The 25,483-nt window shown below is 66.6% G+C and carries 19 protein-coding genes and 1 pseudogene; 1 reads left to right on the forward strand and 19 read right to left on the reverse strand.

Features of this window, described 5'->3' with window-relative positions:
• Positions 1 to 26 precede the first annotated feature (26 nt).
• From MNY62_RS25745 to MNY62_RS13865, 11 genes and pseudogenes are all read right to left on the reverse strand, one after another.
• Positions 27 to 935: pseudogene (locus MNY62_RS25745) on the reverse strand (DUF1972 domain-containing protein); the annotation flags it as partial.
• A gap of 10 nt (positions 936 to 945) precedes the next feature.
• A complete protein-coding gene (locus MNY62_RS13820; RefSeq protein WP_279426582.1) occupies positions 946 to 1,806 on the reverse strand; it encodes a glycosyltransferase family 2 protein in 861 nt (286 codons plus the stop codon).
• Complete coding sequence (locus MNY62_RS13825; RefSeq protein WP_242344762.1) at positions 1,754 to 2,851, reverse strand: EpsG family protein; 1,098 nt, start codon at positions 2,849 to 2,851, stop codon at positions 1,754 to 1,756. The genes MNY62_RS13820 and MNY62_RS13825 overlap by 53 nt, the downstream gene beginning before the upstream one ends.
• A 36-nt stretch (positions 2,852 to 2,887) precedes the next feature.
• Positions 2,888 to 4,021, reverse strand: coding sequence for a glycosyltransferase WbsX family protein (locus MNY62_RS13830; protein ID WP_242344763.1), 1,134 nt, complete (start codon positions 4,019 to 4,021; stop codon positions 2,888 to 2,890).
• A complete protein-coding gene (locus MNY62_RS13835; RefSeq protein WP_242344764.1) occupies positions 4,018 to 5,337 on the reverse strand; it encodes a flippase in 1,320 nt (439 codons plus the stop codon). Before MNY62_RS13835 ends, MNY62_RS13830 begins: the two co-directional genes overlap by 4 nt.
• Positions 5,338 to 5,955: 618 nt before the next feature.
• A complete protein-coding gene (locus MNY62_RS13840; protein ID WP_242344765.1) occupies positions 5,956 to 8,211 on the reverse strand; it encodes a polysaccharide biosynthesis tyrosine autokinase in 2,256 nt (751 codons plus the stop codon).
• A gap of 4 nt (positions 8,212 to 8,215) precedes the next feature.
• Positions 8,216 to 9,322, reverse strand: a complete 1,107-nt coding sequence (locus tag MNY62_RS13845) for a polysaccharide export protein (protein WP_242344766.1) — start codon at positions 9,320 to 9,322, stop codon at positions 8,216 to 8,218.
• Between the two features lie 74 nt (positions 9,323 to 9,396).
• The gene (locus tag MNY62_RS13850; RefSeq protein ID WP_242344767.1) at positions 9,397 to 9,843 is read right to left on the reverse strand and encodes a low molecular weight protein-tyrosine-phosphatase; all 447 of its coding nucleotides are present in this window, start codon (positions 9,841 to 9,843) and stop codon (positions 9,397 to 9,399) included.
• 132 nt (positions 9,844 to 9,975) lie between these two features.
• Entirely contained in the window at positions 9,976 to 11,721 is a 1,746-nt protein-coding gene (locus MNY62_RS13855; protein WP_242344768.1) for an ABC transporter ATP-binding protein, read from the reverse strand.
• A 108-nt stretch (positions 11,722 to 11,829) separates the two neighbouring features.
• On the reverse strand, positions 11,830 to 13,323 hold the full coding sequence (locus tag MNY62_RS13860; protein ID WP_242344769.1) for a glycosyltransferase family 4 protein: 1,494 nt from the start codon (positions 13,321 to 13,323) through the stop codon (positions 11,830 to 11,832).
• Positions 13,324 to 13,545: 222 nt separating this feature from the next.
• Positions 13,546 to 14,778 (reverse strand): glycosyltransferase family 4 protein, encoded by a 1,233-nt coding sequence (locus MNY62_RS13865; RefSeq protein WP_242344770.1) that lies wholly within the window; start codon positions 14,776 to 14,778, stop codon positions 13,546 to 13,548.
• Positions 14,779 to 15,195: 417 nt separating this feature from the next.
• On the opposite strand from MNY62_RS13865, the gene MNY62_RS13870 reads away from it, so the two are divergent.
• Positions 15,196 to 16,602 (forward strand): glycerophosphodiester phosphodiesterase, encoded by a 1,407-nt coding sequence (locus MNY62_RS13870; protein ID WP_242344771.1) that lies wholly within the window; start codon positions 15,196 to 15,198, stop codon positions 16,600 to 16,602.
• A gap of 108 nt (positions 16,603 to 16,710) precedes the next feature.
• On the opposite strand, the gene MNY62_RS13875 is transcribed toward MNY62_RS13870, so the two are convergent.
• The 8 genes from MNY62_RS13875 to MNY62_RS13910 all read right to left on the reverse strand — a co-directional run bounded on the left by MNY62_RS13875 (position 16,711) and on the right by MNY62_RS13910 (position 25,221).
• A complete protein-coding gene (locus MNY62_RS13875; protein WP_242344772.1) occupies positions 16,711 to 17,277 on the reverse strand; it encodes a WcaF family extracellular polysaccharide biosynthesis acetyltransferase in 567 nt (188 codons plus the stop codon).
• Complete coding sequence (locus MNY62_RS13880; RefSeq protein WP_242344773.1) at positions 17,274 to 18,449, reverse strand: glycosyltransferase; 1,176 nt, start codon at positions 18,447 to 18,449, stop codon at positions 17,274 to 17,276. Before MNY62_RS13880 ends, MNY62_RS13875 begins: the two co-directional genes overlap by 4 nt.
• A gap of 67 nt (positions 18,450 to 18,516) precedes the next feature.
• Entirely contained in the window at positions 18,517 to 19,680 is a 1,164-nt protein-coding gene (locus MNY62_RS13885) for a CDP-glycerol glycerophosphotransferase family protein (protein WP_242344774.1), read from the reverse strand.
• The gene (locus MNY62_RS13890; RefSeq protein WP_332842175.1) at positions 19,677 to 20,138 is read right to left on the reverse strand and encodes an adenylyltransferase/cytidyltransferase family protein; all 462 of its coding nucleotides are present in this window, start codon (positions 20,136 to 20,138) and stop codon (positions 19,677 to 19,679) included. Before MNY62_RS13890 ends, MNY62_RS13885 begins: the two co-directional genes overlap by 4 nt.
• 67 nt (positions 20,139 to 20,205) lie before the next feature.
• Positions 20,206 to 21,399 carry a CgeB family protein gene (locus tag MNY62_RS13895; protein WP_242344775.1) on the reverse strand — a complete coding sequence of 398 codons (1,194 nt, stop codon included), beginning with the start codon at positions 21,397 to 21,399 and terminating at the stop codon, positions 20,206 to 20,208.
• 17 nt (positions 21,400 to 21,416) lie between these two features.
• Positions 21,417 to 22,487: a CgeB family protein gene (locus MNY62_RS13900; protein WP_242344776.1), complete on the reverse strand. Its 1,071-nt coding sequence runs from the start codon at positions 22,485 to 22,487 to the stop codon at positions 21,417 to 21,419.
• 5 nt (positions 22,488 to 22,492) lie between these two features.
• Positions 22,493 to 23,881 (reverse strand): polysaccharide biosynthesis protein, encoded by a 1,389-nt coding sequence (locus MNY62_RS13905; protein ID WP_242344777.1) that lies wholly within the window; start codon positions 23,879 to 23,881, stop codon positions 22,493 to 22,495.
• 101 nt (positions 23,882 to 23,982) lie between these two features.
• Positions 23,983 to 25,221, reverse strand: coding sequence for a hypothetical protein (locus MNY62_RS13910; RefSeq protein WP_242344778.1), 1,239 nt, complete (start codon positions 25,219 to 25,221; stop codon positions 23,983 to 23,985).
• Positions 25,222 to 25,483 lie beyond the last annotated feature (262 nt).

Consider the following 25,483-nt stretch of genomic DNA (forward strand, 5'->3'; position numbering starts at 1 on the left):
CGGAAGAACAGACTTCCCGACCCCGCGACCCATCGATTGAACGGGTTGTCGTGAGCGGCTATGAACGCTCCGGCTGCCATAGCCTCGACGAGAGACGGATTCGTTCCTCCAACAGAGTGACCGTGAATGTACAGCTCCGCAAGCCGACGTAGCCTATCGAGGACTACCTTGTCGTAAACGGCGCCAGGGAACTCAACGTAGGGATGCGCTGCCTTGAGCGCTCTTCCGTATGCGTTTGTGTCGAAATCGCCGATCACGACCACCAAGGCGCGCCGTGAGCTGCGAGCGTAGGCATCCAGCACGACATGAATCTGGTTCTCGGGTTCGGCCCTCGCGATGACCAAAAAGAATGGCTTACTGTCGTACTTGCGCACCAGGGCGTGCTCAGATGGTGCGATGTCGCCAAGAAGGTCGGCGCCATATGGGATCATCCGCGACGGTCGCCGGAACTTAGCGTCTAGGTATTTCTGAATGGCCGGGTGGTCCGCTATCAACACGTCCGCCAACGTGGCGGCTATGCGCTCGTTAAGCCTCAGCCAGAGCTTCACGGACCGACTCCATTTCGCCCGTTTCCACTCCATGCCGTCCATGTTCACGGCATGTCGGATCTTTCGGCCCTTTAGAATCGTCTGAAAGAGCGCAGTACCGTAGCCAAAGACAAGCGCCAGCGCTCCGGACTCGACCTCCGCGTACGAGCGCAGATCGTACTCGAGCGTCCCAAGTCCCTGGTTGGCGGATGGGCTAATGTAGCGACGCCGCACTCCGTGCCACTCATCATCGTGTGGGTCCCGACCACCGGCTCGCGCTGCTTCGCAGAAGACCGTGACTCGATGTCCCTTCGCAGCGAGATGAGGTGCCAGCACCTCGACCAATCGCTCGAATCCGCCATATCTGTTCGGTATTCCGCGCGTCCCGAGGATGTAGATGGTCGACATGACTCCGCTCTCACCCGAAATAACGGCCACGAATCAGGTCGCTTGCGACCCGCGCAACGCCGACCGCAGTTCCAACAAGAAATCGTGTGCAGTTCGAGAACCTCCGTTCTTTCAATAGGGCTCGTCGAGCTGCGAACTCGCCGACGCGCATACGCCAGGCACTTTCAGAAAGGCCCCCGCCCGTCCCCGGAGCGCGGCACACGGACGAGAGTTCGTCATGGATGTACCGCACTCTGATTTCGGACGACGCGTACCGCAGCAGGAAGAAGTAGTCCTCACAATGGGTGAGGCGCGGAGCACCAAGGCGGCGCATGCGGCGGATTACCAGTCCTGGCGTGGGAGCCGGATTGTACACAGCCGCAAGCCATCGAAACGGGATCGCGAACGATAGGTACCGGCTCCAGAGCGCACCAAGGACGTTGTAACTCTTCATGCCCGAAACGGCATGAAACAAGAGGTCGATGCGTCCCGACGCCAGTTCGGCCATCACACGGTCGACCTTGTCCGCTCGAAATGTATCGTCCGAATCGAGAAACGCGACGTACGGATACCTGGCACGCCGAATCCCGAGGTTGCGCGCGGCCTGAGGGCCCCGATTCCGCTGCTGCCGGAAGCACCGAACAGGGATCCCATGCGCATTCACCAAGCGGACGAACGACCTCGCGTCGATGGCAGAGCCGTCATCAACCACCACGATCTCGACGCGGGAAGGGTCGGCGGTAGCGACAGAGTCGATGGCGCGGAGCAATGACTCACGACGGTTGTATGTTGGGATGACGACGGAGATGCCGAGCGCGTCCCCCTGGTTGCCAGTTAGGTCACTCAAAGAACGGCACCGATCGCATGTAATGGGAACCGAGACTCCAGCCAAGCAGGACGACCGCGTTCGAGAGCAGGACCCAGGCGAACGCCCTCGCTCCGACGGCGCGAGATTCGTTGGCCGGAGCAAGGACCCTCCACAGAACGATCGGGAACACCCCATACACGTAGCGGTAGCCGAAGTATGGGATCACGAGGAAAGGAAGACACGTCGCCGCGAGACGCACCGCCGAGAGAAACCTCTCGTCCTTCAGCAGCTGGAGTCTCAGCTGTTGAGTTGGCATGGCCAGCAGCGCCGCGACCATCGTGAGCAGCGTGGAAGAGAAGGAGAGAACTCGCACCCATATCTCGTCGCCTTCAAGGCCTTGGTACTTCTCGACATAGTAGAGAAGCCGCTGCAGCGGTACGACGTCCGCTACGAACGTCGGCTCAAACTTCAGCGAGATAGCGACGACGGCGCAGGCTGCTCCAAGGACCGCGAGGAAGCGGGCCCACGGAAGCGTCGCGGCGGCGAGGCCGACGAATACCAAAGCTGCGCTAGCGTGAAGCGCGACGGCACCGGCTCCGAACGCGACCGCCGCGACGCGTCGCGTCGGCCAGTGTGACACGGCCGCGATCGCGAGCCCTACCGAGAACCCCTGCCGGAGAGCATTCGTCGTGAGCTCGATGCCGACCATCGACACGAGCAGGAGGGCTGTAAACCGGGACTTGTCTTGCGCCGCCCCAGTGGCCAGCAGGATGCCCATTGTGACGATAACTGCCCATGCTGCGCACAGCATGCGCACGTCGCACGCTCCGAGCATTGCTCCGTTCAGGAGAAGCGCGGACAAACGGAAGCCGCCGTCCATGTCTCGCAGCGCATCGCCGTGGCAATACGCGTGAAACATCTCGGCGTACGCAGCGGTATCGACTCCGAACGATAGGCTCCGGAACGCTAGGAGGACCAGCATGACCACCAGCAATCCCGCAGCGAGCCGGTCGACGACCCAGGCGCCTTCCTCGTTCTCTGAGACGTGGAGATGCGCCACCGCCCGAAGAGCCGCGACCACCAGTGCGACCCCACCGAGCACAGCAAGGATGACGTGGCTCAGAAGCATCGGCTTGTCACGTCACGGCTTCCGCCCGCATCGCCATCATGGAGACAGGTCCATGTCCGCAAATGCGCCGGAGATCGCCTCCAAGAACCCTCGCCTGTTCACCTGGTCCGGCTCGACGTAGTTTCCTTCCGCCCACTCATTCCATGACTTCAGGAACAGAAATTCACCGGTCTCGGGGCGCCGGGGACGCGCGGCGAGATTGGCGAACGCGATGCGGAGCGCTGACCGGAAGGCTTCGGGCGACGAACCGGTTAGAACGAGCCCCCTTCGGCCGGACCGCGGTGTGTTGTCCCAGTTGGCGATCACGCAGTTATACGCTGGGAAGGCGAAGCGATTGAGATCAGGGAGCATCGGTCCCACCGCGGCAGCGTAGGGCATGCGCTTGGGACCGCGCTGAACGCACAGGACCCTCGACATCTTCGCGGTCACCGCGTCTACCCAGTGGACGCGCGAGAACGAATCTCTCCCCGTGATGTTTGTAATTACCGCCGCATCGATCCCCACCTCCGCGGTTGATTCGAAGCGCCCTCGTAGATTCGGCGACCATGTACCCAGGATATAGAGCCCGGGATAGCCGTCGGAGTGCGCCAGCCTTCGGAGGATATCGGTGTATCGTCGCTCCTTCGGCAGATGTCGCGGCTTGTACACGAACAGCAATGGCTTGCCCTCGTGCTTTATGTATCGCGGATCCACGAAGAACCTTCGAAGCAGCGCGTAGTGCCGCTCGGCGTCACGATAGGGGTAAGTTTGCTCGATCAGCACTCTCTTCGGGGAGCCGTGCCAAACACCCGTCCACGACTCGTTCGCCCATCCGACGCAGAAGGGGAAGTCGGGCTCCTTACTGCGCAGGACCGCCTCGAGAGGGGTCTCCAGAAGGCGCTTCCCTCCGAACCAGTAGTGCCAATAGCAGAATCCATGAACGCCATATTGCTTCGCCAGCGCCACCTGCTCCGCGCGCGTCTGACTCAGACGGAGGTCGTAGAAGCCGAGCTCTCCCGGAAGGTTCGGTTGCCGATGGTCACGAAACAAAGGACGGGCCTTGGCAACGTTGTGCCATTCCGTGAAACCGGGTCCCCACCACGCATTGTTCTCCTCGATGGGGTGGAACTGCGGCAGGTAGAAGGCGATGATCTTGGGCGCACTCAACGTGATGGGCGCGTAGCGGTTCACGGGAGCGCTCCCGGCAGAGGCTGCGTTGCTTCACGGCGCTCGGCGCCGGTCCCGGCATCCCAGCGCGCGAGAATGGCGAGAACGAAGTAGTCCGCGGCTACACGGATCGTCCAGGCCCACGCGACGCCATACGCGCCGAACCGTGTTCCTAGCGCCAAAAGCAGCGCGAAGTATGGCAGCAGCTCAGCGGCATGAACGACAGCTGTCGCTTTAGACCTCCCGCGCGCTTGGAGTGCCGAAAATGGGATCTGGGCGAGCGCGCTCAGGAGATAGCCGATCGCTAGAACCTGAAGGACCCGGGAGCCGCCGCTGGCGATCTCCGGTCCGAGCCACACCGTGACGAGCGGGCGCGCGAAGGCGAGAAACGCCGCAGCGACAGGGCCGGAGGTCAGAAGCACCAGGAGCGTCGCCTTCCGCCTTGCGGACGACCGCTGTTGCGCACCTACCGTCGCGTCTGAAATCGCGGGGAACAACGCCCTCGAAATCGCCACCGGAACGCTCGTGGCGCGCGCCACTATTTCGGCCGGACCGGTGTAGATCGCCACGTTACCGGCACCGACCCGGTTCGAAAGCCAGAAGCGATCCATATATCCCATGAGCGGGTAGATGAAATTGGACAGCGCGATCCAGCCGCTGAATCGGAACATCTGGCCGAAGATGTTACGGTCGAAAGCTGATACACGAAGCGATGTCAACGACGTAAGGCGCCGATAGGCAATGATGACGCTTACCGCTCGAGCAACGACGAGCCCCCAGACGGCCATTTCGAGCGAGGGCGTCATCGCCGTGAGCGCGACTGGGACCGCCGCGATGAGCACGCCCGTCACGATCCGTTGCAGGCTTACGTCCTTGAATTGCTGAAGCCCCTCGAGGAAGGCCTGCAAGATCGTCGTAATCACCAGCAGGGGTAGAGTGAGGACGAGCGCCCTCGTGCCGGCAACGGCGTCGTGAGAGTTGGTGGGCGTGACGTTTAGTAAACCCGTCAATTCTTCGGCGAACCAGAAGCCGAGGAATCCGATCCCGACGGTGAAAGCAAGGGAGGCCCATACGGAGGTCCCGAGCACCGCCTGGTGCCGACGGGCGTTTCGCGGTTCCTGCGCGACGAGCCAGCAGACCGAACGCGCAATCCCGAGGTCCATGATGGCGAAGTAGCCTACGAGTGCCCAGGCGAGAGTGAGAAGCCCGAACTTCTCCGTTCCCAGAACCCTCGCCAACCACCCCATCGCCGGAATCGCGACGACAGCAGGTGCTGCCGAACCGAGCGTATTCCAGATCGAGTTGCCCAGCAGGGGTCCGAATTTCGCGTTGGTCGCCATCCAATTGGTGCTCGAGGTGAGTCGCCATTTCACGCGCGTGGCTTACACCGCGCACCCCTTTTCGTACTTCACGCCGGCGCTCGACGTCACCAGCGCACTGTCTTGGCAAACGGGTAACGGTCGTAATTGCTCCGGCAGCGTATGACGCCCACCGGCAGGCTGAACGTGGGCGCAGGCGACCAAGAGCACATGTCCCCTCACGCCCTAACGGATTTCGTCTCACAAGCCGCTTCGTCGCGACGACCCTACCTCAGCGACGCAACGGTCATCCATGGCGCTGACGGGACGTCGGCTGCCCGGGCGCCTAGGGCGCGCCCGTCCGCAGGTGCCCTGCCAGTCATCTGCGGCGCATGCCCAGCTCGCTAGACGTGTCGCGCCGTGGCGCGAGTGCGGCCACCGTGACGTCAGGGCGGAACTCGTGCACCACGCGCGCCCGCGCCGGAGCGCAAACCTTCATTTCCGCCCCGGCGGCCGCGAGCCCGATCGAGGGTAGTGCGCAGGGTGCGTACGCTTCCCAGCTCGCGGTCTTGGATCTCCGCGCCGGCACGCCTCGTGTCACCGCCGCGCGGTGGTGGTATCGCCCGAGGTGTCCGCGGAACGACGGCAGGCGCTTCCGGGCTACTCCTCGTCACTCGACGCCGCCGCATACCGGTACTGGTAATGGTACGCGCTGCCGCGCCCGAGCCCCCGCTCGACCGAGACGCCGTTCAGGACGATCCCGTGCACCCGCGCGCCGCCGCGGCCGAACGCGCGCAGCGCCGCCACCACTTCGCGGAGGGGATGGGCGCCCCACTTCAGGACGAGGAGGTTCACGCCGGCGTGGCGCGCGACGAGCGCCGCGTCGGTGACCGCGAGGATGGGCGGCGTGTCGATGAGCACCACGTCGAAGCGGCCGGCGAGCTCGGCGAGGAGCCGCTGGAAGCGCTCGCTCCCGAGAAGCTCCGCCGGGTTCGGAGGGATGCGGCCGGTCGAGAGGAAGCGGACTTTCTCGCTCCCCGTCTCGCGCAGCGCCTCGTCGAGCGAGACCTGCCCGCCGAGGACGTCCGAGACCCCGGGCGCGCGGCGGAGGCCGAGGTGCCGGTGCAGGTAGCCGCGGCGCAGGTCCGCGTCCACCACCACGACCCGCTTGCCGGACTCGCCGAGCAGGTGGGCGAGGTTCACCGCCACGAACGACTTGCCGACACCCGGCGCTGGACCGCCGATGGTGACGATCGGATTGCGCGCCTCGAACAGCGCGAACTGGAGGCTCGTCCGCAGGCTGCGCAGCGCCTCGACGGTCATGCTGGCTGGATCCGTGGCGGCCAGCACGGGCACCGGCCGGCGCTCCTTGATCGCGCGACGCTCGCCCTCCGCGTGCCCCTCGCAGCGTGGGATGTTCGCGTGCACGCCGAGGCCAGTGGCCCGCTCGATCGCCTCCGGGTCCTCCATCCCCTGATCGAGGGCGCGGCGCGCGAAGGCGATCGCGACGCCCGCGGCGGCGCCGAGGAAGAGGGCGAGGAGCAGCACCACCGCCTTGCGGGGCGCGACGGGCTTCGCGGGGACGATGGCCGCGTCGAGGATGCGGACGTTGCCGATCGTCCCCTCCTTCACGACCTTCAGCTCCTGGGCGCGGTTGAGCAGGGTGAGGTAGAGCTCGTTCGCGACCTTCACGTCGCGCAGCCGCCGGGCCGACTCGAGCTCCGCCTCGGGCAGGTCCTTCATGCGCCGGTCGATGCGCGCGCGCTCCTCCGCGAGCCGGGAGAGCTTGTCTCGCATCGCGACCAGCACCGGGTGGCTCTCCGTGAACTTCTGCCGGAGCGCCGCGTACTCCACCTGCAGCTCGGAGATGCCCTTCTCGACCTCGACGACGCGCTGCAGGGCGGCCTGGGTGGCGAGCGTGACGTCCACGGCGCCGTCACGCGCGCGGTACCGCTCGAGCTCGACCTCCGCACCCTCCAGCTTGGAGCGCAGCGCGGGCAGCTGCTCGTCCAGGAACTCGAGCGTCTTCTGCGCCTCCGCGCTCTTCCGCTCCACGTTCTGCCGGAGGTACTTGCGCGAGAGCGAGTCGAGGATCGCGGCGATCCCGGCGCGGTCGGGCCCTTCGAGGGCGAGCTGCAGCACGCCCGTCTTCTTGCCCTTCTCGGAGATGCGCAGGTCCTGCTGCAGCTCCTCCACGACCTCGTCGCGCGGGCGGCGCGAGATGCGGAACTCCGTCCCCGGTCGCGCGCGCAGGTCGGCCACGAAGAGCTCGAGCCCGCCGCTCGAGACCTGCTCGCCCACCTTGCTCTCGGCGAGCGCGCTCCCGTCCTCGTCCTTCACGCGGTAGGCGCCGCCCTCGCCCGCGACGAGCGTCAGCTTGTGGCCGGCGAGCGCTGGCGAGAGCTCCAGCCGGCCGAGCGCGATCCGCTCGCCGCCCCAGCCGAACGCGCCGAGCCCGAGGACGGCGCCGCGGGGCTCCTCGCCCTGATAGGCGCGAGCGACGGGGCCCCCGACGAGCGGGAAGCGGCGCGGTCGCGCGACGAGATCGAGCCGGAGCTCGTCCACCACAGCGCCCACCAGCGCGCGCGAGCGGAGGATCTCGATCTCCGTCTCCGCGGGCGTGCTATCGCCGAGCATGTCGCTGAGGTCGCCGAGGCCGAGGCCCCCCTTCTTCTGCTCGACCTGAACGAGCACGTCGGAGCGGTAGACGGGCGTCGCGAGGAAAGCGTACGCGCCGCCGAGCACGAGCGCGCCCGCGGTGGCCGCCGCGATGAGCCAGCGGTTCGCGAGGACGACGTCGAGGTACTCGCGGAGCGAGACCTCGTCCTCGTCGCCCACCTCGGCGGGCGGCAGCTCCTCCGGCGTCCGCGCCGACCCGGGAACGACCTCGAGCGCCACGTCTCCCCGCTTCGACATTGGACTATTTCCCCTGCACCGCGTTCACGCCGCGGTTGGCGAGATCGACGCTCTGCCAGATGCCCTGGATGGTCGGGAGGATCTGCGTCACGACGCGGTTCCAGTTGGCGAGCCCGTACGGCGCCACGTAGACGACGTCGAGCGGCTCGAGCTGGAACTGGGTGGCGAGCAGCATCGCGTCGGCGTTCGACGCGTTCAGCCGGTAGACGCGCGGCGCGTCGTAGCGGCCGCGGAACACGTACACCTCGCCCGGGTTCGAGGTCGCCGGAACGAAGCCCTCCGAGTCGCCGATCGCCTCGGCGAGGCTCATCCGGCCGCGCACCATGAGCTTCGAGGACTGGCGCGTCACCTCGCCGAGCACGAAGACCTTGTTCTCCTCGCGCGACGGCACGTGCACCACGTCGCCGTCCTGGAGGAGCCAGTTCTGCGAGCGATCGCCTTCGTCGTAGAAGGCCTGCAGGTCGAGCCGGTAGGTGCGGCCCTCGCGCGTGAGGGCGACGCCGCGCGTCCAGGCGTTCGGTCCGAGCCCGCGGCAGGCGGCGATGGCGTCCTGCACGCGGAGCGGTACATCGGTGATGGGCAGCGTCGTCGGCTGCACCACCTCACCCGTCACCTCGACGCGCTGCCCGCGGAACGCCGCGATGCGCACGTCGAGCTGGGGGTTCTCGATGTACTTGCGGAGCCGATCGGCGATGAGGACACGGACCTCGGGGAGCGTCTTGCCGCCCACCGCGAGGACGCCGACATGCGGGTAGAACATCGTCCCATCCGCCTGCACGGCGTTGCCAAACGTCTCCGCCGCACGGAACTCGCCTGCGGGGATCGTCAGCTCGGGGTGATCCCAGACGATGACCGAGACGACGTCGTAAGGGGCGATCCGGTACTGCCAGCTCGCGGCCTGGTCCGCGAGCGGGTCCTTCGGGCGGGCGCCAGCGGCGCGAACACGCGCGTCGGCCTGCTCGACGAGGACCTTCGGGGAGATGGGGACGACTTCGATGGGCTGCTCGGCGGTACCGCGTGATTCGAGCGCGCCCTGCTGGAACTGGAGGCCGGGGTAGACGGAGCGGCAGCCCGTGGCGAGCAGGGCAAGAGCGGCCAGGGCGATGCCCATCCGATTCCCGTTCGTCCCGAGCGTGCTCCCGCTGGCGGGGCTCGGTCGAGGAACGAGCACGTGACGCGCGACGCTCACGGCGCCCTCCAGAACGCACGGTCGAAGTCCTCGAGGCCGCGCTCGATGAGCGCGAGGGCCGCCTCGAAGGAGGCGCGGGGCAGGCGATACGGATCCGGCACGTCGAACCCTCCGAACTTTCCGATGCGGTGCACGCGACCGCGCGCCGAGGGCGCGATCGCCTCGATCTTCCGCTGATGGCCGGACTCCATCACGAGGACGAGGTCGGCCGCCGCAAGCATCTCGGGGGTGAGCTGCCTCGCCCGGTGGGAAGTGAGGTCGAGCCCCCGCTCAGCCATGAGGGCGACCGCGATCGGGTCGGCACCCCGTCCCTCGAGCGCGCCGAGCCCCGCTGACTCCACCTGGCCGCGGCCCCGCGCCGCAAACTTCGCGCGCAGGAGCGCCTCCGCCATGGGGCTCCGGCAGATGTTGCCCACGCACACGATCAGGACTCGGTCGAGCATCACGTACTGGAGAGCACCCGCGTATTCCGCTCGTGCTGAGCCTGTCGAAGCACGAGCGGGATCGCCGCGCCAGAAGCCCGTCCGGCACCCCCCGAACTGGATGTGCAGGGTACCGGCCCTTCCGCCCCGAGTCTACCCCGCGCGGAGCTGTCGCTCCACGAGCCGCTGGTACAGGCCGCCACGGGCCACGAGCTCGCGATGGGGGCCCGACTCCACAATCAGTCCGCCCTCGATCACCACCACGCGATCGGCGCTCGCCACCGTCGAGAGCCGGTGGGCGATGATCACCGTGGTGCGGCCGGTCATGAGGCGCGCGAGCGCGTCCTTCACGAGCGCCTCGGACTCCGCATCGAGCGCGCTCGTCGCCTCGTCCAGGAGAAGGATGCGCGGGTCCTTGAGGACGGCGCGCGCGATGGCGAGCCGCTGGCGCTGCCCGCCGGAGAGCTGCTGGCCGCGCTCGCCGACGCGCGTCGCGTAGCCCTCCGGGAACCCGCGCACGAACGCGTCCGCGTGGGCTGCGCGGCAGGCGGCCACCACCTCCTCGTGCGTTGCGGCCGGCCGGCCGTAGCGCACGTTCTCCTCCACCGACGCGGAGAAGAGCGTGGGCTCCTGCGGGACGACGCCGATCTGCGCCCGCAGCCAGGTGGGATCGAGGGTGCGCAGGTCATGGCCGTCGAGCGTGAGCCGGCCCTGGCCCGGGTCGTAGAGCCGGCCGAGGAGCGCCGCGACGGTGGACTTGCCCGAGCCGGAGGGGCCGACGAGCGCGACCACCTCGCCCGGAGCGATGTGCAGGTCGATCCCGCCCAGCACCTCGACGTCCGGGCGCGCGGGGTAGGAGAACCGCACCCCCTCGAGCGCGATGCGCCCCTCGCAGCGCGCCGGCCGGAGCCCGCCCGCGACCGGCATCTCCGGCACTCGGTCCATGAGCGCGAACACCCGCTCCGCCGCGCCGATGCCCTTCATCGCCTCCGCCCACAGGTCGGCGAGGCCGCCGAGGCTCATGGCGATGAGGAGCGTGTAGACGAGGAACGCGGTGAGCGCGCCAGCGGTGAGGTCGCCGCGCGCGACGAGCTGGCCGCCGTAGCCGAGCACCGCGGCGATGGCGAGGTAGACGCCCGCCGAGGCGCCGCCCATGAAGAGCGAGCCCGCCCTCGCGCGCCGGCGCGCGGCGTCGTAGGAGGCGGCGATGGCGGCGTCGTAGCGACCGCGCTCGGCGGGCTCGGCGTTGAAGGCACGCACGGTGCGCATCGCGGAGAGCGACTCCTCCGCGACGTGGGAGGCGTCGGCGAGCGCGTCCTGGTAGTGGCGCGCGAGCGCGCGGACCTTGCGGCCGTAGAACACTGAGCCGACCGCGATGGGCGGCACGACGAGCAGCATCACCACGGTGAGGCGCGGGGAGGTGACGAAGAGGAGCCCGATGCCGCCGAGCGCGGTGATGGCGTGGCGGAAGACCATCGACACGTTCGCGGCGACGAGGCTCTGGATGGTGGCGGAGTCGGTGCCGAGCCGGGAGATGAGCTCGCCGGTGCGGGAGGAGTCGAAGAAGCCGATCTCCTGATCGAGGAGGCTCTGGTAGAGGCGCTCGCGCACGCGCCGCACGCCGCGCTCGCCCGCGAGCGAGAAGAGGATATGCCGGCCGGCGACGGCGAGGCCCTGCACGATCGCGATGACCGCGAGCACGCCCGCCGCCCGGGTGACCGCGCGCGGATCCTTGCCGGCGATGGCGCCGTCCACGATGAGCCGGATGCCCTGCGGGTAGACGAGCGCGAGCCCCGCGCCGGCGATGAGGAGGACGGTGCCGAGCGAGAGCGCCGGCAGCTCCTCGCGGAGGAGGCCGCCGAGGCGGCGGAGGACGGGGGTGGGCGGGCGGGCGGCCATCGAGCGGGTGTCTTAACCCGGGGCGCAGCCGCTCGCCCTCGCGACGCGGTCGAGGTCCGACCGCGAGCCGAAGAGAATCCGCTCACTCGAAGGGTGAGCGGAGGACGGTCAGCGCCTGAAGCCCACGACCCGTCGGAGCCCGTCCAGCGGCGTCACCGTCGCCGGCCGGTCGATGCGCTCGAGCGCGTCGGCGAGGTGCTCGCAGAGGAGCTCGAGGGCGATCTCGGTGTCCCGGTCGATGGAGGCCCGCCCGTCGTCCCAGCCCAGCTCGACGTGCCTGTCGCCCGGCCGCTCGGGCAGGACACCGTAGCGCGCGCGGAAGAGCTCGTCCGCAGCCGGCGCGTCGAACCCGCGCGTGTACGCGTCCGCGTTCGCCGCGTCGTCAGCGAGGTGCAGCGCGACCGCGCGTGCGCCCAGGACCGCCGCCCCGAGCTGCAGCGCGGTCCAGACGTCGTCCAGCCCGCGCGCCTCCCGGAGCGTCGCGCCCAGCCGGCGGATGGCCCCGCGGAGCTCGAGGTTACGCCTGCGGTCCACGAGCATCCGCTGCGTGTCCTCGAGCTTCACGTTCACGAAGCCGAGGCGCCGCAGCGCGAGGTAGCCGACCGCGGCGAGCGCGAGGAGGAACCAGATCGCCTGCGACGCCGACGCGTAGGTGACCGAGATGGCCGCGGCGCCGAGCAGAGCGGAGGCGCCGTAGATGACGAGCACCGTCTGCCGGTGGCCGAGGCCGAGGGCGAGGAGCCGGTGGTGGATGTGGCCGCGGTCCGCCGAGAACAGCGGCGCGCCGCGCGCGGCCCGCCGGGCCATGGCGAGGAGCGTGTCGGCGATGGGGATGCCGAGGGCGATGATGGGGACTAGGAGCGCGACCGCGCTGGAGGACGCGCGGTTCGTCTGGATGGCGGTCGTCGCGAGCACGAACCCCAGGAACATCGACCCCGTGTCGCCCATGAAGATGGTGGCCGGGTTGAAGTTGTAGAAGAGGAACCCGAGCACCGCGCCGGCGAGCGCGGCGGTGAAGAGCACCATGAGCGGCGCGCCGCCCCGCAGGGCGATGGCGCAAGTGGTGAGGACCGCGATGAGCGCCACCCCGCCCGCGAGGCCGTCGAGGCCGTCGATGAGGTTGAGCGCGTTGATGACGCCGGCGATCCAGAGCAGCGTGAACGGGAGCCCGAGGAGGCCGAGCGGGATGTCCGCGCCGAACGGGTTCGCGATGACGTCGATGCGGTAGCCGAGCCAGTACATGAGCCCGGCGACCGCGAACTGGACCGCGAACTTGGTCTTCGCGTTCGCGCCCTTGAGGTCGTCAAGGACGCCGAGCAGGGCGATGGCGAGCCCGCCTGCGAAGAGGCCGAACGCGCGGCGCGGCATCGCGTAGAACTGGCGGCCCACCTCGCTGTTCACGAAGAGGAGCGCGAGGAGCGGCGCGAAGAACGCCAGGACGATGGCGATCCCCCCGAGCCGCGGAACGGGCTTGCCGTGGATCTTGCGGGAGGTGATGGCGTGATCGAGCAGGCCACGGCGGTGCGCGAACTCGCGAACGAACGGCGTGAGGACCGCGCCCGTGGCGGTGGATGCGACAAAGGCGAGGGCGGCGGCTCTCATGTCCGCCTCCAACGCGCGTCCCTGACCGCGGACAGAGCGTCCGCGTAATGATTCCTGATCCGGATCATGTGCTGCGGCCCCCCGGCCTTGCTGCCGCTCCCGCTCAGTGCACCTGCACCAGCGGTGCAAGCGCCCTTCTAGCATGCGGGCAGACGAGCGCCATAGGGGGTCCGGGGGACACGGTACGAAAAGCGAGCGAGGGTGAAGGCGGTGCTCGCCGCGTCAGGCCGTCGCCGCCCCAGCGACGCCCGGCACAGTGCACAACTCCTCGAGAAGTCCCTTGAAACGCGCGGTTGCCACCCGGCGCGCGTAGCGCTGCTCGAGCACTGCCCGCGCGCGTTCGCCCATGGCGATGCGCAGATCGTGATCGTCCGCCAGCTCGGCGATGGCCGACGCTAGCCCTTCGGCGTCCCCATTTCGCAGGACACGCCCGCAATCGTGCCGCACGATCGTGCGCGCGACTTCACTCCCTTCCGGCCCGACGAAGAGCGCGGGCCGGCCCGCTGCCATGATCCCGTAGAGCTTCGACGGCTCGATGAGCCCCTCGATCTCGGGCGAGAGACCGATGAGGTGCAGGTCGCCCGCGGAGAGCGATTCCGCGAGCCGCTCGCGCGCCTGGTAGGGCTCGAGCCGCAGGTTCGGCAGCTCCCGCGCCGCGGCCTCGACGTCGCGCTTCCTGGCGCCGTCGCCGATGAAGACGAACGCGACGTCCCGCCTGTCCCTCAGCCGTCGCGCGGCGCCGAGGAGCGTCGCGATGTCGTGCGCCAGGCCCATGTTCCCCGAGTACATGACGACCGTGCGCGCCCCGTTCGCGAGGCCGTCCCGGAGCGAGTTGCGCCCGTGCTCGACGGGATGGACCGCAGCGGCGTCCGCCCAGTTCGGGATGACGCTGATGCGGGCCGGATCGGCACCGGACGCGACGCATCGCTCGCCCATGACTTCCCCGAGCACGACGACGCGGTCCGCGCGGCGCATCACCGCACGCGAGGCCGCTGCCATCATGCGCGTGAGCGGCGAACGTGGCCCGAGCGCGCCGAAGGCGACCGCAACGTCGGGATAGAGATCCTGGACCCAGTACACGAGCCGGCTTCGCTTCGGCCCCTTCAGCGCGGCGGCCGCCGCCGCAATCAGCGGCGGCGTCGTCATCGCAATCATGACGTCGTGCCGGGGAAGCCTCGCGAGCGCAGCGCCCGCCGTCGCGTAGAAGCTCGCGTAGTCCATGCCGCGATGCAGGAGAGTTCGCTTTCCGAGGGACGTCGCGGACGCTCGAACGATCTGGACCCCACGATGCTCGTCTCGCGCACCGAGCTGCTTTCCGCCCAGGTAACTCCCGCGTCCTGAGAGCGCAGTCACCTCGACACCCGAGGCTGCGAGATCCTCCGCGAGGTCGGTCGCGATCTGGGATGTGGCGGAGAGGTCGGGGTGGAAGAACTGGTTCAGGAGCAGGACGCGCACATTTTCCCCAGCGGCAACTCACCCGGCGTGATGGGGACTCACGCCGCACGCGCGCGTAGCGCGGTAGGCAATGAGGGCGAGCGTGTTCGCGCCAGTGCGCAATCGACCCAACGGCAGCGCTCGATTCCCGTTCTCCCGAAGGCCATATATCACGGGCGCGGAACGTTCACCAGGCAGGGACCGAGCGCATGAAGCGAGAGCGACGCTAAGGGATTGTCCGCGAAATGCGGGAGCGCCTGATCTCCGACACGTGCACCGCCGCCAAAGACCTTGTGAACGTCTCAGGGGTGGAATGGCGGCACCTTCGCGACACTTTCCTGCAGATGACCGAGGCCCGGAAGGCACGAGCAGCTTGCTCATGATCATCCTTTCTGCCCTGCCTGGAATCCGGTTCCCATGCGGTAGCATGCGGGCGCCATGAAGATTCCGCTGACGATCGCCTCGTTGGTGCTCCTCGCTTGCAGCGGTGCCGAGCCGTTACCGCACACAGCATGGGACGATGCGCCGCGCCCGCTCATCATCGGCCACCGTGGGTCAGGGAACGTATCCGCGCCCGAAAATACCTTCGCTGCCTTCGAAGCCGCGGCCGCCGCACGGACAGCCATCGAGACGGACGTCCAGCGCACCGCGGACGGCGCGCTCGTCCTGATGCACGACGATTCCGTAGATCGAACGACCGGCGTGACCCTCGGGAACGTTTCGAGCCTCACGCTCGCGCAGATCGCCACCCTGGATGCCTCCCAGGTCTACCGTCCCGACATCTTCTCGCCTCAGCGCGTTCCGCTGTTCGACGAGTATCTCCAGCGATACGGAGCCGAGAGCCTGCTCGCTCCCGAGATCAAGCCATCGACGGGCCCGGCCGGCACCGAGGCGGCGAGGCTGATCAGGAAATATGCGCTTCAATCTCGCGTGATCGGCTATTCGTTCGCCGCGGAGCAGCTCATCGCCATGCGGCGCGTCGATGCGGGCATCCCGCTCGTGCTCATCGCCACGGGCACCGTGACCCCTGCGACCGTCCTATCGCTCAGGCTGTGGGGCGTGTCGGTCGGTCGCAATGCGCTGACGCAGCAATACGTCGCCGACATGCACGCGATCCGGGCGAACGTGCTGACGTGGACCGTGTCCTCCCTCACGGAAGCCGAGCGGCTCGCGGCATGGGGCGTCGACGGTTTCGTGACCGACGATCCCGAGTATCTGGCGATGCTCATGAACAAGCGCACGCCCCCGGGAACCACAACCGTCCCGATTCCGTCCAGACTCCTGGGGTCTGGCTGGCTGAGCCACGCGACCACGTCGGGCTGGACGAAGGCAATCGTGGACGGGTTCGCGACGTTCGCGGGCCCGGGTACCGTCTCCGATGGAGCTTATTCGCACATCCAGGTTTCCGGCATCCGCACCGCGGACTCTCCCGCGACCCAGAAGATCAGCACCACGATCCGAGTGCAAAACGGGCCCACGAGCGGGGACGCGAGCCGTTACGTCGGCCTCAGGTTCGCGTGGACGACCGACAACGACACCGGGCTGCTCGGCACGACAGGGACGAACGGGTATTACGTCGCCTTGCGGCTGAGTGGCGCAGTCGAGCTGGTACGGGCGAAGGACGGCGCGATCGAGATCATCGCAAGAGGCACCTGGCCAGCACTCGTGCAGGGACAGGTCATCCCTCTGCGCGTCGATCTCGACGCCGCGAACGTCACCGTCACGCGCACCGACACGGGGGACGCCGTCTCTGCTACCGATACAACTCATGCGCGGGGCGGCTTCCTGAGCGTCTTCGGCGTCGGCGTCGTGCCGGCCGTCGGCGAGACATCGGTAACCTACTGAGCAGCTGCCCTGACGCTCGTCACGCTTCAGCGCTCACCACGGCGCTGATGGTGTCCTCGAACGGCGCACCGCAACCCGACTCCCAGGGAGAGGCTCACGAGCGGACGTTCATCCCGCCGCGTCGATATTGCGCTCCTTCACTTTGCGAGCGGGAACGCCGACGTAAATGCCGTAAGGCTCGGTGTCACCGGACAAGACGGAGCCAGCACCGAGGATCGCGTGCGACGCAAGCCTGCTCCCAGGCAAGAGCACCGATTTCACCGCAGCCCACGCGCCGTCCTCGACGACGACTTCACGCACGATCAGATCGAAAGCTGGCTTCGACCAGTCGTGGTTGCCCGTTTCAATCATGCAGCCCTGCGAGAGGCATGCATTAGAGCCAATCGTCACGTTGGCAAGGGAGTCGATCCAGGCGCCCTCGCCGATCCAGCTGTCATTCCCGATTGTCAAATTCCACGGGTATTTGACGCTGATGTGGTTCTTGAGCACCACTCCCTTTCCGATTCGCGCCCCAAACCAGCGAAGCAATCCCGCCTTGACCGTGGACGGCCACGGCATCCACGTCTGTAGAAACACCCTGTTCAAAGCCATCCAGGCGAGCCGGACCCCGAGAGATCGTCCCGGGTCGTACCAGGCATTGTCGAACGCTGAAAGGTTCGTTACGGGACGACTCATGCGACCTCCACCATCGAAGGCGGCGATCCGCCACCGAGAATCCAACGATACACGGAGAGCAGCTCCGCCCCGATCTTCGGCCAGGTGTATCGAGACTCTACGAGGGCACGTCCACGTTCGCCCATCTCCTCGAGCCTCATCCGAGGCGCAGAGAACAACTCGCACAGCACGCGCGCCAGGGACTCCGGTGTACCTTCGAAGACCCAGCCCGCACCGTGCTGGTCGACCGGGAAATTGCATCCCGCGCTCACGACCGCCGGCAGCTTCGCGGCCATCGCTTCGAGGAGCGCCACCGAAAACGCCTCATGCTGGGAAGGCAGAACGAACGCATCCGCCGCACGCAGCGCCGCCGACTTCACGAAGCCCTGGAGCGGGCCCGTGAACAATACGCGCTCACCGATCCCGAGATCGTGTACTCGGCGCGCCATCGTCGCCCCGAACCCGAGCTGATCAGGGCCAGCGACGACGAGGATCCATTCCGAATGGCCGGCCGCCTTATCCCGCTGCACGAGAGCCCAGGCGTCTATCAGTCGATCGAGACCCTTTACGGGATGCAATCGCGCCATGTAGAGGAGGATGCGCCGCGACCGCGTCGCCGGGAATGCGTCATCGAACGCGCTCCGACCGGGAGACGAATGTTCGAGCTGCGCGTCGACCCCGTTCGGAATGATGGCGATCGGATTGCGATATCCGGCGCGGCGAATGTCCGACGCTTCTGCCATCGTAAGCGCGTGCAGGCAAGGCGCGTTCCGCAGATTGGCATCCTCGATCGCCAACCGGAACAGCCTCTTCTTCCATGCCGAGCGGGTGAGAGCCATCGGGTGCAGCATCCCGTGAGGACTGACCAAGAGCGCACCGGCCGTGCGGCGGCGCCACGCACGAGCCACCTGAGATGGCCAGGTGAACAAGCCATGGAGATGCATCACATCAGGCCCGAAGGCTGCGAGCGAACCGCGAAGGCGGGGCGCATATCCCAGCGCGGTTGGTCCGAGCACTAGGCACTCGGTCGTGGGAACGCCGCCCCAGGACACCGTCGCAGCCGACGAGTGGCGCACACCGAAAACCTGGGCGTCAGCGCCCTCGCTTCGTTGCGCCTGGGCCACAGCAAAGGCAACGGGGGGAATCCCGCCCCCCGCCTGCGATAAGACCCATGAAAGATGTCCAACCTTCATCCAGGCTCTCCAAGGTTTCGCGGCTCCTGGGCGAGGCGCGATCGGCCCTACCCACACCGGCCTGGCTCTAGCCAGTCCTCGGCTCGAGCAGTTCTGGCGCGATCGACTCCAGGAGCGCCCGCGTGCGAGGAAACCCGCTCGGTCCAGGACGACATCCGTCGCGGATTTTCGGGTCCGACAAGATGCGATTCAGCTCCTTGGCCAGCTCTCCAACGTTACGACATGTAGCGCCGCCGACGACCTCCTGCGGGGAGACGAGAAGGCCCCGCGTCTGCGAGTACTCCTCAAAATCCCCCATGAACAGGACCAAAGGGCGCCGCGTGCCCTGCCAATCTACGACGACCGACGATACGTCAGAGATCAGTACGTCGGCGAGTCCGAGAAACCCATAGGTCGTCGCGCCTGCCGCGCGCAGATCATCGTCAGCCAGTACGCGAATCCGCCGGTACGCCTTCAAGGCGTCAGGGTCATAGCTCGCCATCGGATGCGGCTTCACGATGCAGAGTGCATCATGGCGATCGAGAACCTCGTCGACCGGAGCGAGGTCGACCAGCCCGGAGAGGATGTCCTGGCTCACATCGCCATCGATCCGAACGTCCCCAACGACGGAACGTCGATACGTCGGCAGCCACGCGATCACTCTTCTCGCCCCCCCAATCTCGTTCGCGAGTCCATCGGCGTGGGCGCCCAGCAAGTCATTTCGAGGATGGTCTGAGAGCAGGACATCCGCTTCGCTGAGGCCGAAGGCGCGTGCCATGAGACCTCGGAACCTCTCGCTCGACGCGATGGTCTTATGGCACCGCGGTATGAGCGCGTCTGCCTGCGAGGGATCCAGGCGAGCGATCCGCTTGAACGGCATTCCGTGCCACAAGTTCACAATCAACTGGCGCGAAGAGAGACATGGATATGAGAAGCACCCGTGCGTGAAGAACACCCACCTGGCCGTCAGGTAATTCCATATTCCCGCGGGGCTTCGCTTCCGTACGCACCGAGCCCTGGCATGCGCCATCCATTCGGGCGCAGCACGGTCGTCGTCAACGAGAACCACGAGATCGGCGCGCCGATCCTCCAGGAACTCCACGAACGCTCGCGTCGTATCGTCGTAGTCTGGAAACGTGTTCAGGACGACACGGTTCAGCTTCTTGGGCGTGACCGCTTTCGCAGCGAAGAAAGCGATCCCGGCGGCCCACCGCGCCGCGCTTCCTGGGAACTTCCGCAGCCTTGACCTCACTCGAAGTTCCTGACCATCTGATCGAGAACGGCATGGACCTCCCGGAGGCGCTCGATCATCTCCGGGTCCAATGCGCGGGCCATTCTACGAAGCGCGGAGCTCGAAACGTCCGGCGTTCGCGGGAGGTACACGACTTCACAGTGGACCTTCAGATGATCGAACTTGCCTGACCAGTCATCGCCAATCCCGAACACCGAGATATCGTACTTCTTGATGTCCGCCGCTTTCTGGTCCCAGCTATGTTCGGGAATCACCTGATCGACGATCTTCAGGCTCCCGACGATCTCCGCGCGCCCCTCGTAAGGGATGATTGCCTTCTTGTTCTTCGCGGCGTTGAACTCATCGGTGGACACCGCCACGATGAGCCGGTCGCCGAGATTCCGAAGCCGCTGAAGCAGCCGAAGGTGGCCTACGTGGAACATGTCGAAGGTTCCGTAGGTGATTACATTGCGCGCCATTCGTGTACTCGCCCTCTTGGCCCTTCGTGTCTACGAGATGGTGATTCTCCCGATACAAGAACCAGCTTCAGCCACCCTCTGCTTCCCTTGCGCGCACCTGCGGTTGCGGTGGGAGGATCCCTAGAATCCCGAGCGCCTCGGCGAACCGATGCATCCACCGGTGCTCACGAACGCATCTCGCTCGCGCGCGCTCAGCAACATGCCGGGCTTCCCGATCATTCGACAGCACCCATCGGACGCGCTCCAGAAGCTCGCGATCACTTCGATAGAAGAGTATCTCCCGGCCTTCCTCGAAGTGCAGCGCGAGGTCGGGGTTGTGGGTCGTGATGTAGACGCCCCCGCCGGCAGCCGGGAAGTCGAAGTCGCGTCCCTTGACGTTGCGGAGCGTCTCCGAATAGCCGATGCCGCCGTGACCCAGCACGATGCGGCTTTCGTTGACGACACGCACCATGTCTTGCTCCGACAGACATGAGTCCTTTCGCCACCCTGGGCCAAACACCGTCACGTCGAGGCCCGCCGCGCGAAGCCGCTGGATGAACCGTGGCCGAAATCCATACGCCGCGCCAACGAACGCGACGTCGTACCGCTTCGGGACAGCGACCGGCCTGTAGAAGTGGGGATCGCAGCCTTCCGGCATGTAGTGCGGCCGCCCTCCGACCGCCCGCACCCAGGGCACGCACTCCCGCGCGCTCGTCCAGTAGAGGTCCACGTCGGCGGCAATATCGACCAGGCCGCGGTCCTGATCTCCGATTGGTCCGAGTTCCCAGGACTGTTTGTCGTCGAGGCACATCAGCACGGTAGGAATGCCGAGTTCCTGCCGGATTCGGCGGAGCGTCTGCCGGAGGAGGTGGGTTCCCTCCGTGTAGATGAAGACCCAATCGACGCCGTTAGCGCGATGCTCGGCGCTGATGCGCTCGAACAGTTCCTCGTTGACCTCATTCCGACGTCTTTCCCAGCCGTTCCGTCCGTGCCGGGACACGTGCCGGTCATCGGCGAAATCGAAGAGCGCGACCGGCCCGAGTTCGTGAAGCTCCGGCAGCATCGCCATGTGCCAGGAGATGTTGGGGATGACCGCGAATGTGCGTACCTCCCCGATCACCCTTGGCGGCCTCGGACCGACGCGCTGCCGGATCTCTCCGGCCGTCTCCCGCTCGTCCACGAGGCACGCGTAGCGCCTTGCCCGTCGCGCGAAGGCTCGCTCGAGCTGCCCCGCCCGATAGGCGGCCCAAAGTCCAGTCTTGGTGACGAAGTGCTTCATCATGGAAACGTGCGCGTCCCTCAGCCCGTTATGGCAAGCGGGGGCCGACCCACATCGCCGCCGGTTCGAACGCGCTCGATCTCGTCGACCACGACTGCCATGCGAGCTTCAACGCGGTGCTCGCCCTTCGCGGCCCACGCGAGCCCCGCACCACCAATCCGGTCGCGAAGCGCGGGGTCGCGCAGAACTCGGATGTGCTCGATCATCTCCTCAGGTGAGTCGAAGAAGAGCGCCTCCTCGCCATGGACGTGGACATTCATTGCCGCCTCGGTTCGTTCGGCAACCAGCACCGAGCCGCAGGCTGGGATCTCCATGTTGCGCGTCGTGAGAGCATCACGGTTTCCGTGATCGTAGAAGCACAGGCAGACCCGCGCTGCATTGATGGCCTTCACGTACTCCTCTCCGAACACGCCCCCACGCACTTCGATGCCCCCGAGCCGCTTTGGAGCTGCGGGACCGCTCCAGTGGGGGCCAAACACCTTGATACGACACCCTGCCTCGGCCGCCTTCCGCAGAAATGCGACGCGGTGATCGACCGCTCCGTGTCCAATGAAGATCGCGTCGCAACCGTACCGCGCCCGGTCTTCTTCTGTCACCGCGAGGCGCCGGTGCAGCTCCGGAACGAAATAGGGCAACAACACGCGACAGCGTCGCGCTCCGTGCGCATGAAATTCTGGAACGTTCACCTCCCGAAATACCAGGTGGACGTCATACTCAGGGATCGCCTCGACGAACGCACGCCACATCGGATGACCGCGCCGAAAGCCAAACGGGTCGTCGTTCATATACGACACGAGCACCGCCCCCGCGTCCGCCCGAATCGTGCGCAGCGTGTCAGCCGAGATCTCGATCGAGCGTCGACAGTAGACGGCGTCAGGACGTTCCTTGCGTACCGCAGCGACGAGATCGCGATTGGCCCTGGCAAACGCGAGACGTGGCTGCAGGCGCCTGACTACGCGGGACGCGTAGTCCTTCCCCCAATACCGCGCCATATCGAAGCCGACGACATGGTGGCCCAACCGCGCCAACGCCTCGACGGACGCGGGCTCCCAGTGCGCTGAGTGAAAGTATCCGACCACCATGATCTTCATGCGGCTCACTCCGGGCGGGGCATGACGAGGCGACGTTTCATGTCCGCCTCAGAACCCTGAGGCGCCAAGGCGAACGTGCGTGCCCACCGCGCGGCGAGCATCGCCATGAGCACTGCGTACCCCACGTACGCACCCGCGTATACTCGGGCAAATGCCGATGCAGCATCTCCAGCGGGCCGATACTGCGACAGTGCCACCGCGTAGGCAACCTGCGACACGCCCAAGGCGACGTTCGGACCTATGGCGTCACGTGCGGCGTAAGGAAACATGGCCAGGGCCTGACCCATCGCGAATGCGGTCGCCCCGATCACCGCACTTGGCAACACGCCCGCGACGGCAGCGTAACGACTTCCGAACAGCAACTGGGTTGCGAACTCACTAAACACGAGCGCCACGACGATCGCACCGGCCATCGCTACCCCGGTGATCGTCACCAGCTTGCGCAACAGACTCAGAAGCCTCGAATCCTGAGCGGTCGCAGCCTGAGTGATGAGTGGCTGGTAATAGCTCAAGAGCGGCGCCGCGACGGCGTTGGTGCCTGCCGTCGCTATCCCAACGGCCAGGACGAACATCGCGGTCGATGACGGGCTTCCGATGCGGGCGAGCCCCCATCGCTCGGCGGACGTGCACACCTGGGCGAGAGCCGCGCTCAGGAGGTACGGCAGTGAATACGACATCACTTGCCGCGTGAGCCCGGAGTCGAAGACGGCATCGAGCGTCGAGTGCCGAGTCGCATCGACGGCGCTTCGCAGCACCATCCATCCAACGACCGCGAGTGCAGCCGAGTAACCGGCCTGTACCCATAGAAGTGCTTCTGCCGAGCTCAATCCCGCTGCCACTCCTGCTGCGAGCACGAAGTATCGCGAGGGCGTGCTCGCGAACGCCATGAGGCCAGCGGTGATACGTCGACGCTCCGCCGCTGCTACTGGAGCGGCAGCCTGAGCCGCGGCCTGCGCGGCGCCAGTTATCCACAGGGGGATCATCGCCCGGACGGGAACCGGAACACCCACCGCCCGCATGCCGGCCACCACGATCGCGGCAATCACGAACTCCGCCGCGATGCCCTTCGCGAGCACCAGGGCGACGGCGCGCGAGGCGCCTTCCCGCTTTGCCAGCGGCCAGAACCGGAACACGAGCGTGTAAGCTCCCGCCCCCGGCAGCGCGAGCCACAACGCGAGATTCATGTACATGTAGAACGTGCCCAGCTCGCGCGGCGCGGCCCATTCCGTCAGCAACCGGTTCCCAGCGAGTGCGGCGAGGGCATTTGCGACTGAGAACGTGAGGACAATCCGCGCCTCGCGGTTTCGCGCGAGCCGCTCAACGGTTCGAAAGCACGGGATCATCCAACGCCCCCAACCGAAAATGCCGTTCTTGCCTGCGTCACTCTCGTACATTCAGCGCACCCAACACCGCCCGCACCGCTTCACCAACCAGTCACCAGTTGTGCGGCCCCGGAGCGAGCGACTGAGCGCCGCGATGGAAATGCAGAGCATCATCAGATCACTTCCAGGGCGACATGCGCACCGGCAATCAGTACAACGCTCACAAGGAGGGCAGGGCGCCACTTGCGGAGGAGCGCATGCCCACCCCCCAGCATGACCATAGGCAGAGCAACCTGCGCGTATCTCTGGTGAAGCTCCTGAGCCAGCAACGCAAGACCGAAAATCGCACACCCGTACATCAATGCGCTAACGCACGGGTTCCTCTCGACGGAGGAATATGCCGACAGAACAATCGCCACGACTACGGTGAGCGACAGCACCGTTTGTGCATAGTCAAATACTTGGTAGACGAGAAGTGACTGGGCGACACTCTGGTACCATGGCATCGGAGTCAGCAGGAGAAACACGGACTTCCCTAAGATACCGCCGCCAAATGCTGCCGCGGCCTTCCCTGCCTGTTCCCGGCCGTAAGAATCAGAGATCCTTTCGGCGATTGCCATGTGCCATTCAGCCGGCAGCACCGAGAAGAGGGCATAGATTAGCACTCCTGCCGACACGAGCCCGACCAGGGCCACCTTGCCACGTCCCTGAAGCGCAGGCGCCAGCAACGCAGCGGCGAGCGCAACGGCAGGCAGCAGAACATACGGGTCTCGGAGCGCCCACAGCATCGCTCCGGACAAACCGAGTACAGCCGTAGATGCCGCAGACGGGTGCTTGGCGACATGAACGGCCGCATAGCCCGCCAACGCGATCAGCATAATCATGAACTGGTCGCGATAGAGGGGCGGTCCCACAAAGAAACTTGGCATGAGCACCGTCGCAAATGCTGCTAGCTGCGATGCCCGCCTGTCGGCCTCCAGCGCGCAGCCAGTCGCGTTCACAAGCAAGGCGGCCACGCCCATTGCGAGAGCGTTCCACGGGATCGCGACGGTCGCGTAATGGCCAAACGCGCCGTAGAGCAACCCATATATAACCCCGACTCCAGGGTTGTTTATCGCTCGGTCGAATTCTCCAAACAGCGCAGATCCGAGACCGTGCAGAGACCGCTCAAGCGCGAACGCCCTTGCGGCGTAATCGAGCACTGGCATGTCACCCGTGTAATGCGCCTTCGCAATGTCGGACGCAGACGAGATCGCCGCCGCGGGTGCAAATAGCAGGTAGAAATGCGCCAGGCCCGCGAGCGTCTTCACCGCGAGAATCACGTCGAGCGCTCGACCGAGGCGTGACCCCGAGCGGCGGGTTATCCACCGCAGGCCTGCCCAGATCAACGCCGCCCAACCGGCGGAAGCCAAGATCCCCCCGACCTCTCCTAGCCGGGACTCGGGCTCCCCGAAAATGGTCCACACGCCGAGCGCAGTAGCGGGAACCGCGCAAAAGAGCAGCGGCGCTGGCACCCTCCGGCGAACCGAAGGTCGCGCGCCAGGCACCGTCGGAATTTCGCTCACGCCATGATTCTCGTTGGGTACGACCGTACGCATCTTCAGCGACCTCAGACGGAACCTCGGAATGGCGACTCAGCCAGCCCGGACTCGGGGGCCGCCCGGTGGCGTTATC

Source organism: Anaeromyxobacter terrae, from assembly GCF_022690685.1.
Classification (GTDB): Bacteria; Myxococcota; Myxococcia; order Myxococcales; family Anaeromyxobacteraceae; genus Anaeromyxobacter; species Anaeromyxobacter terrae.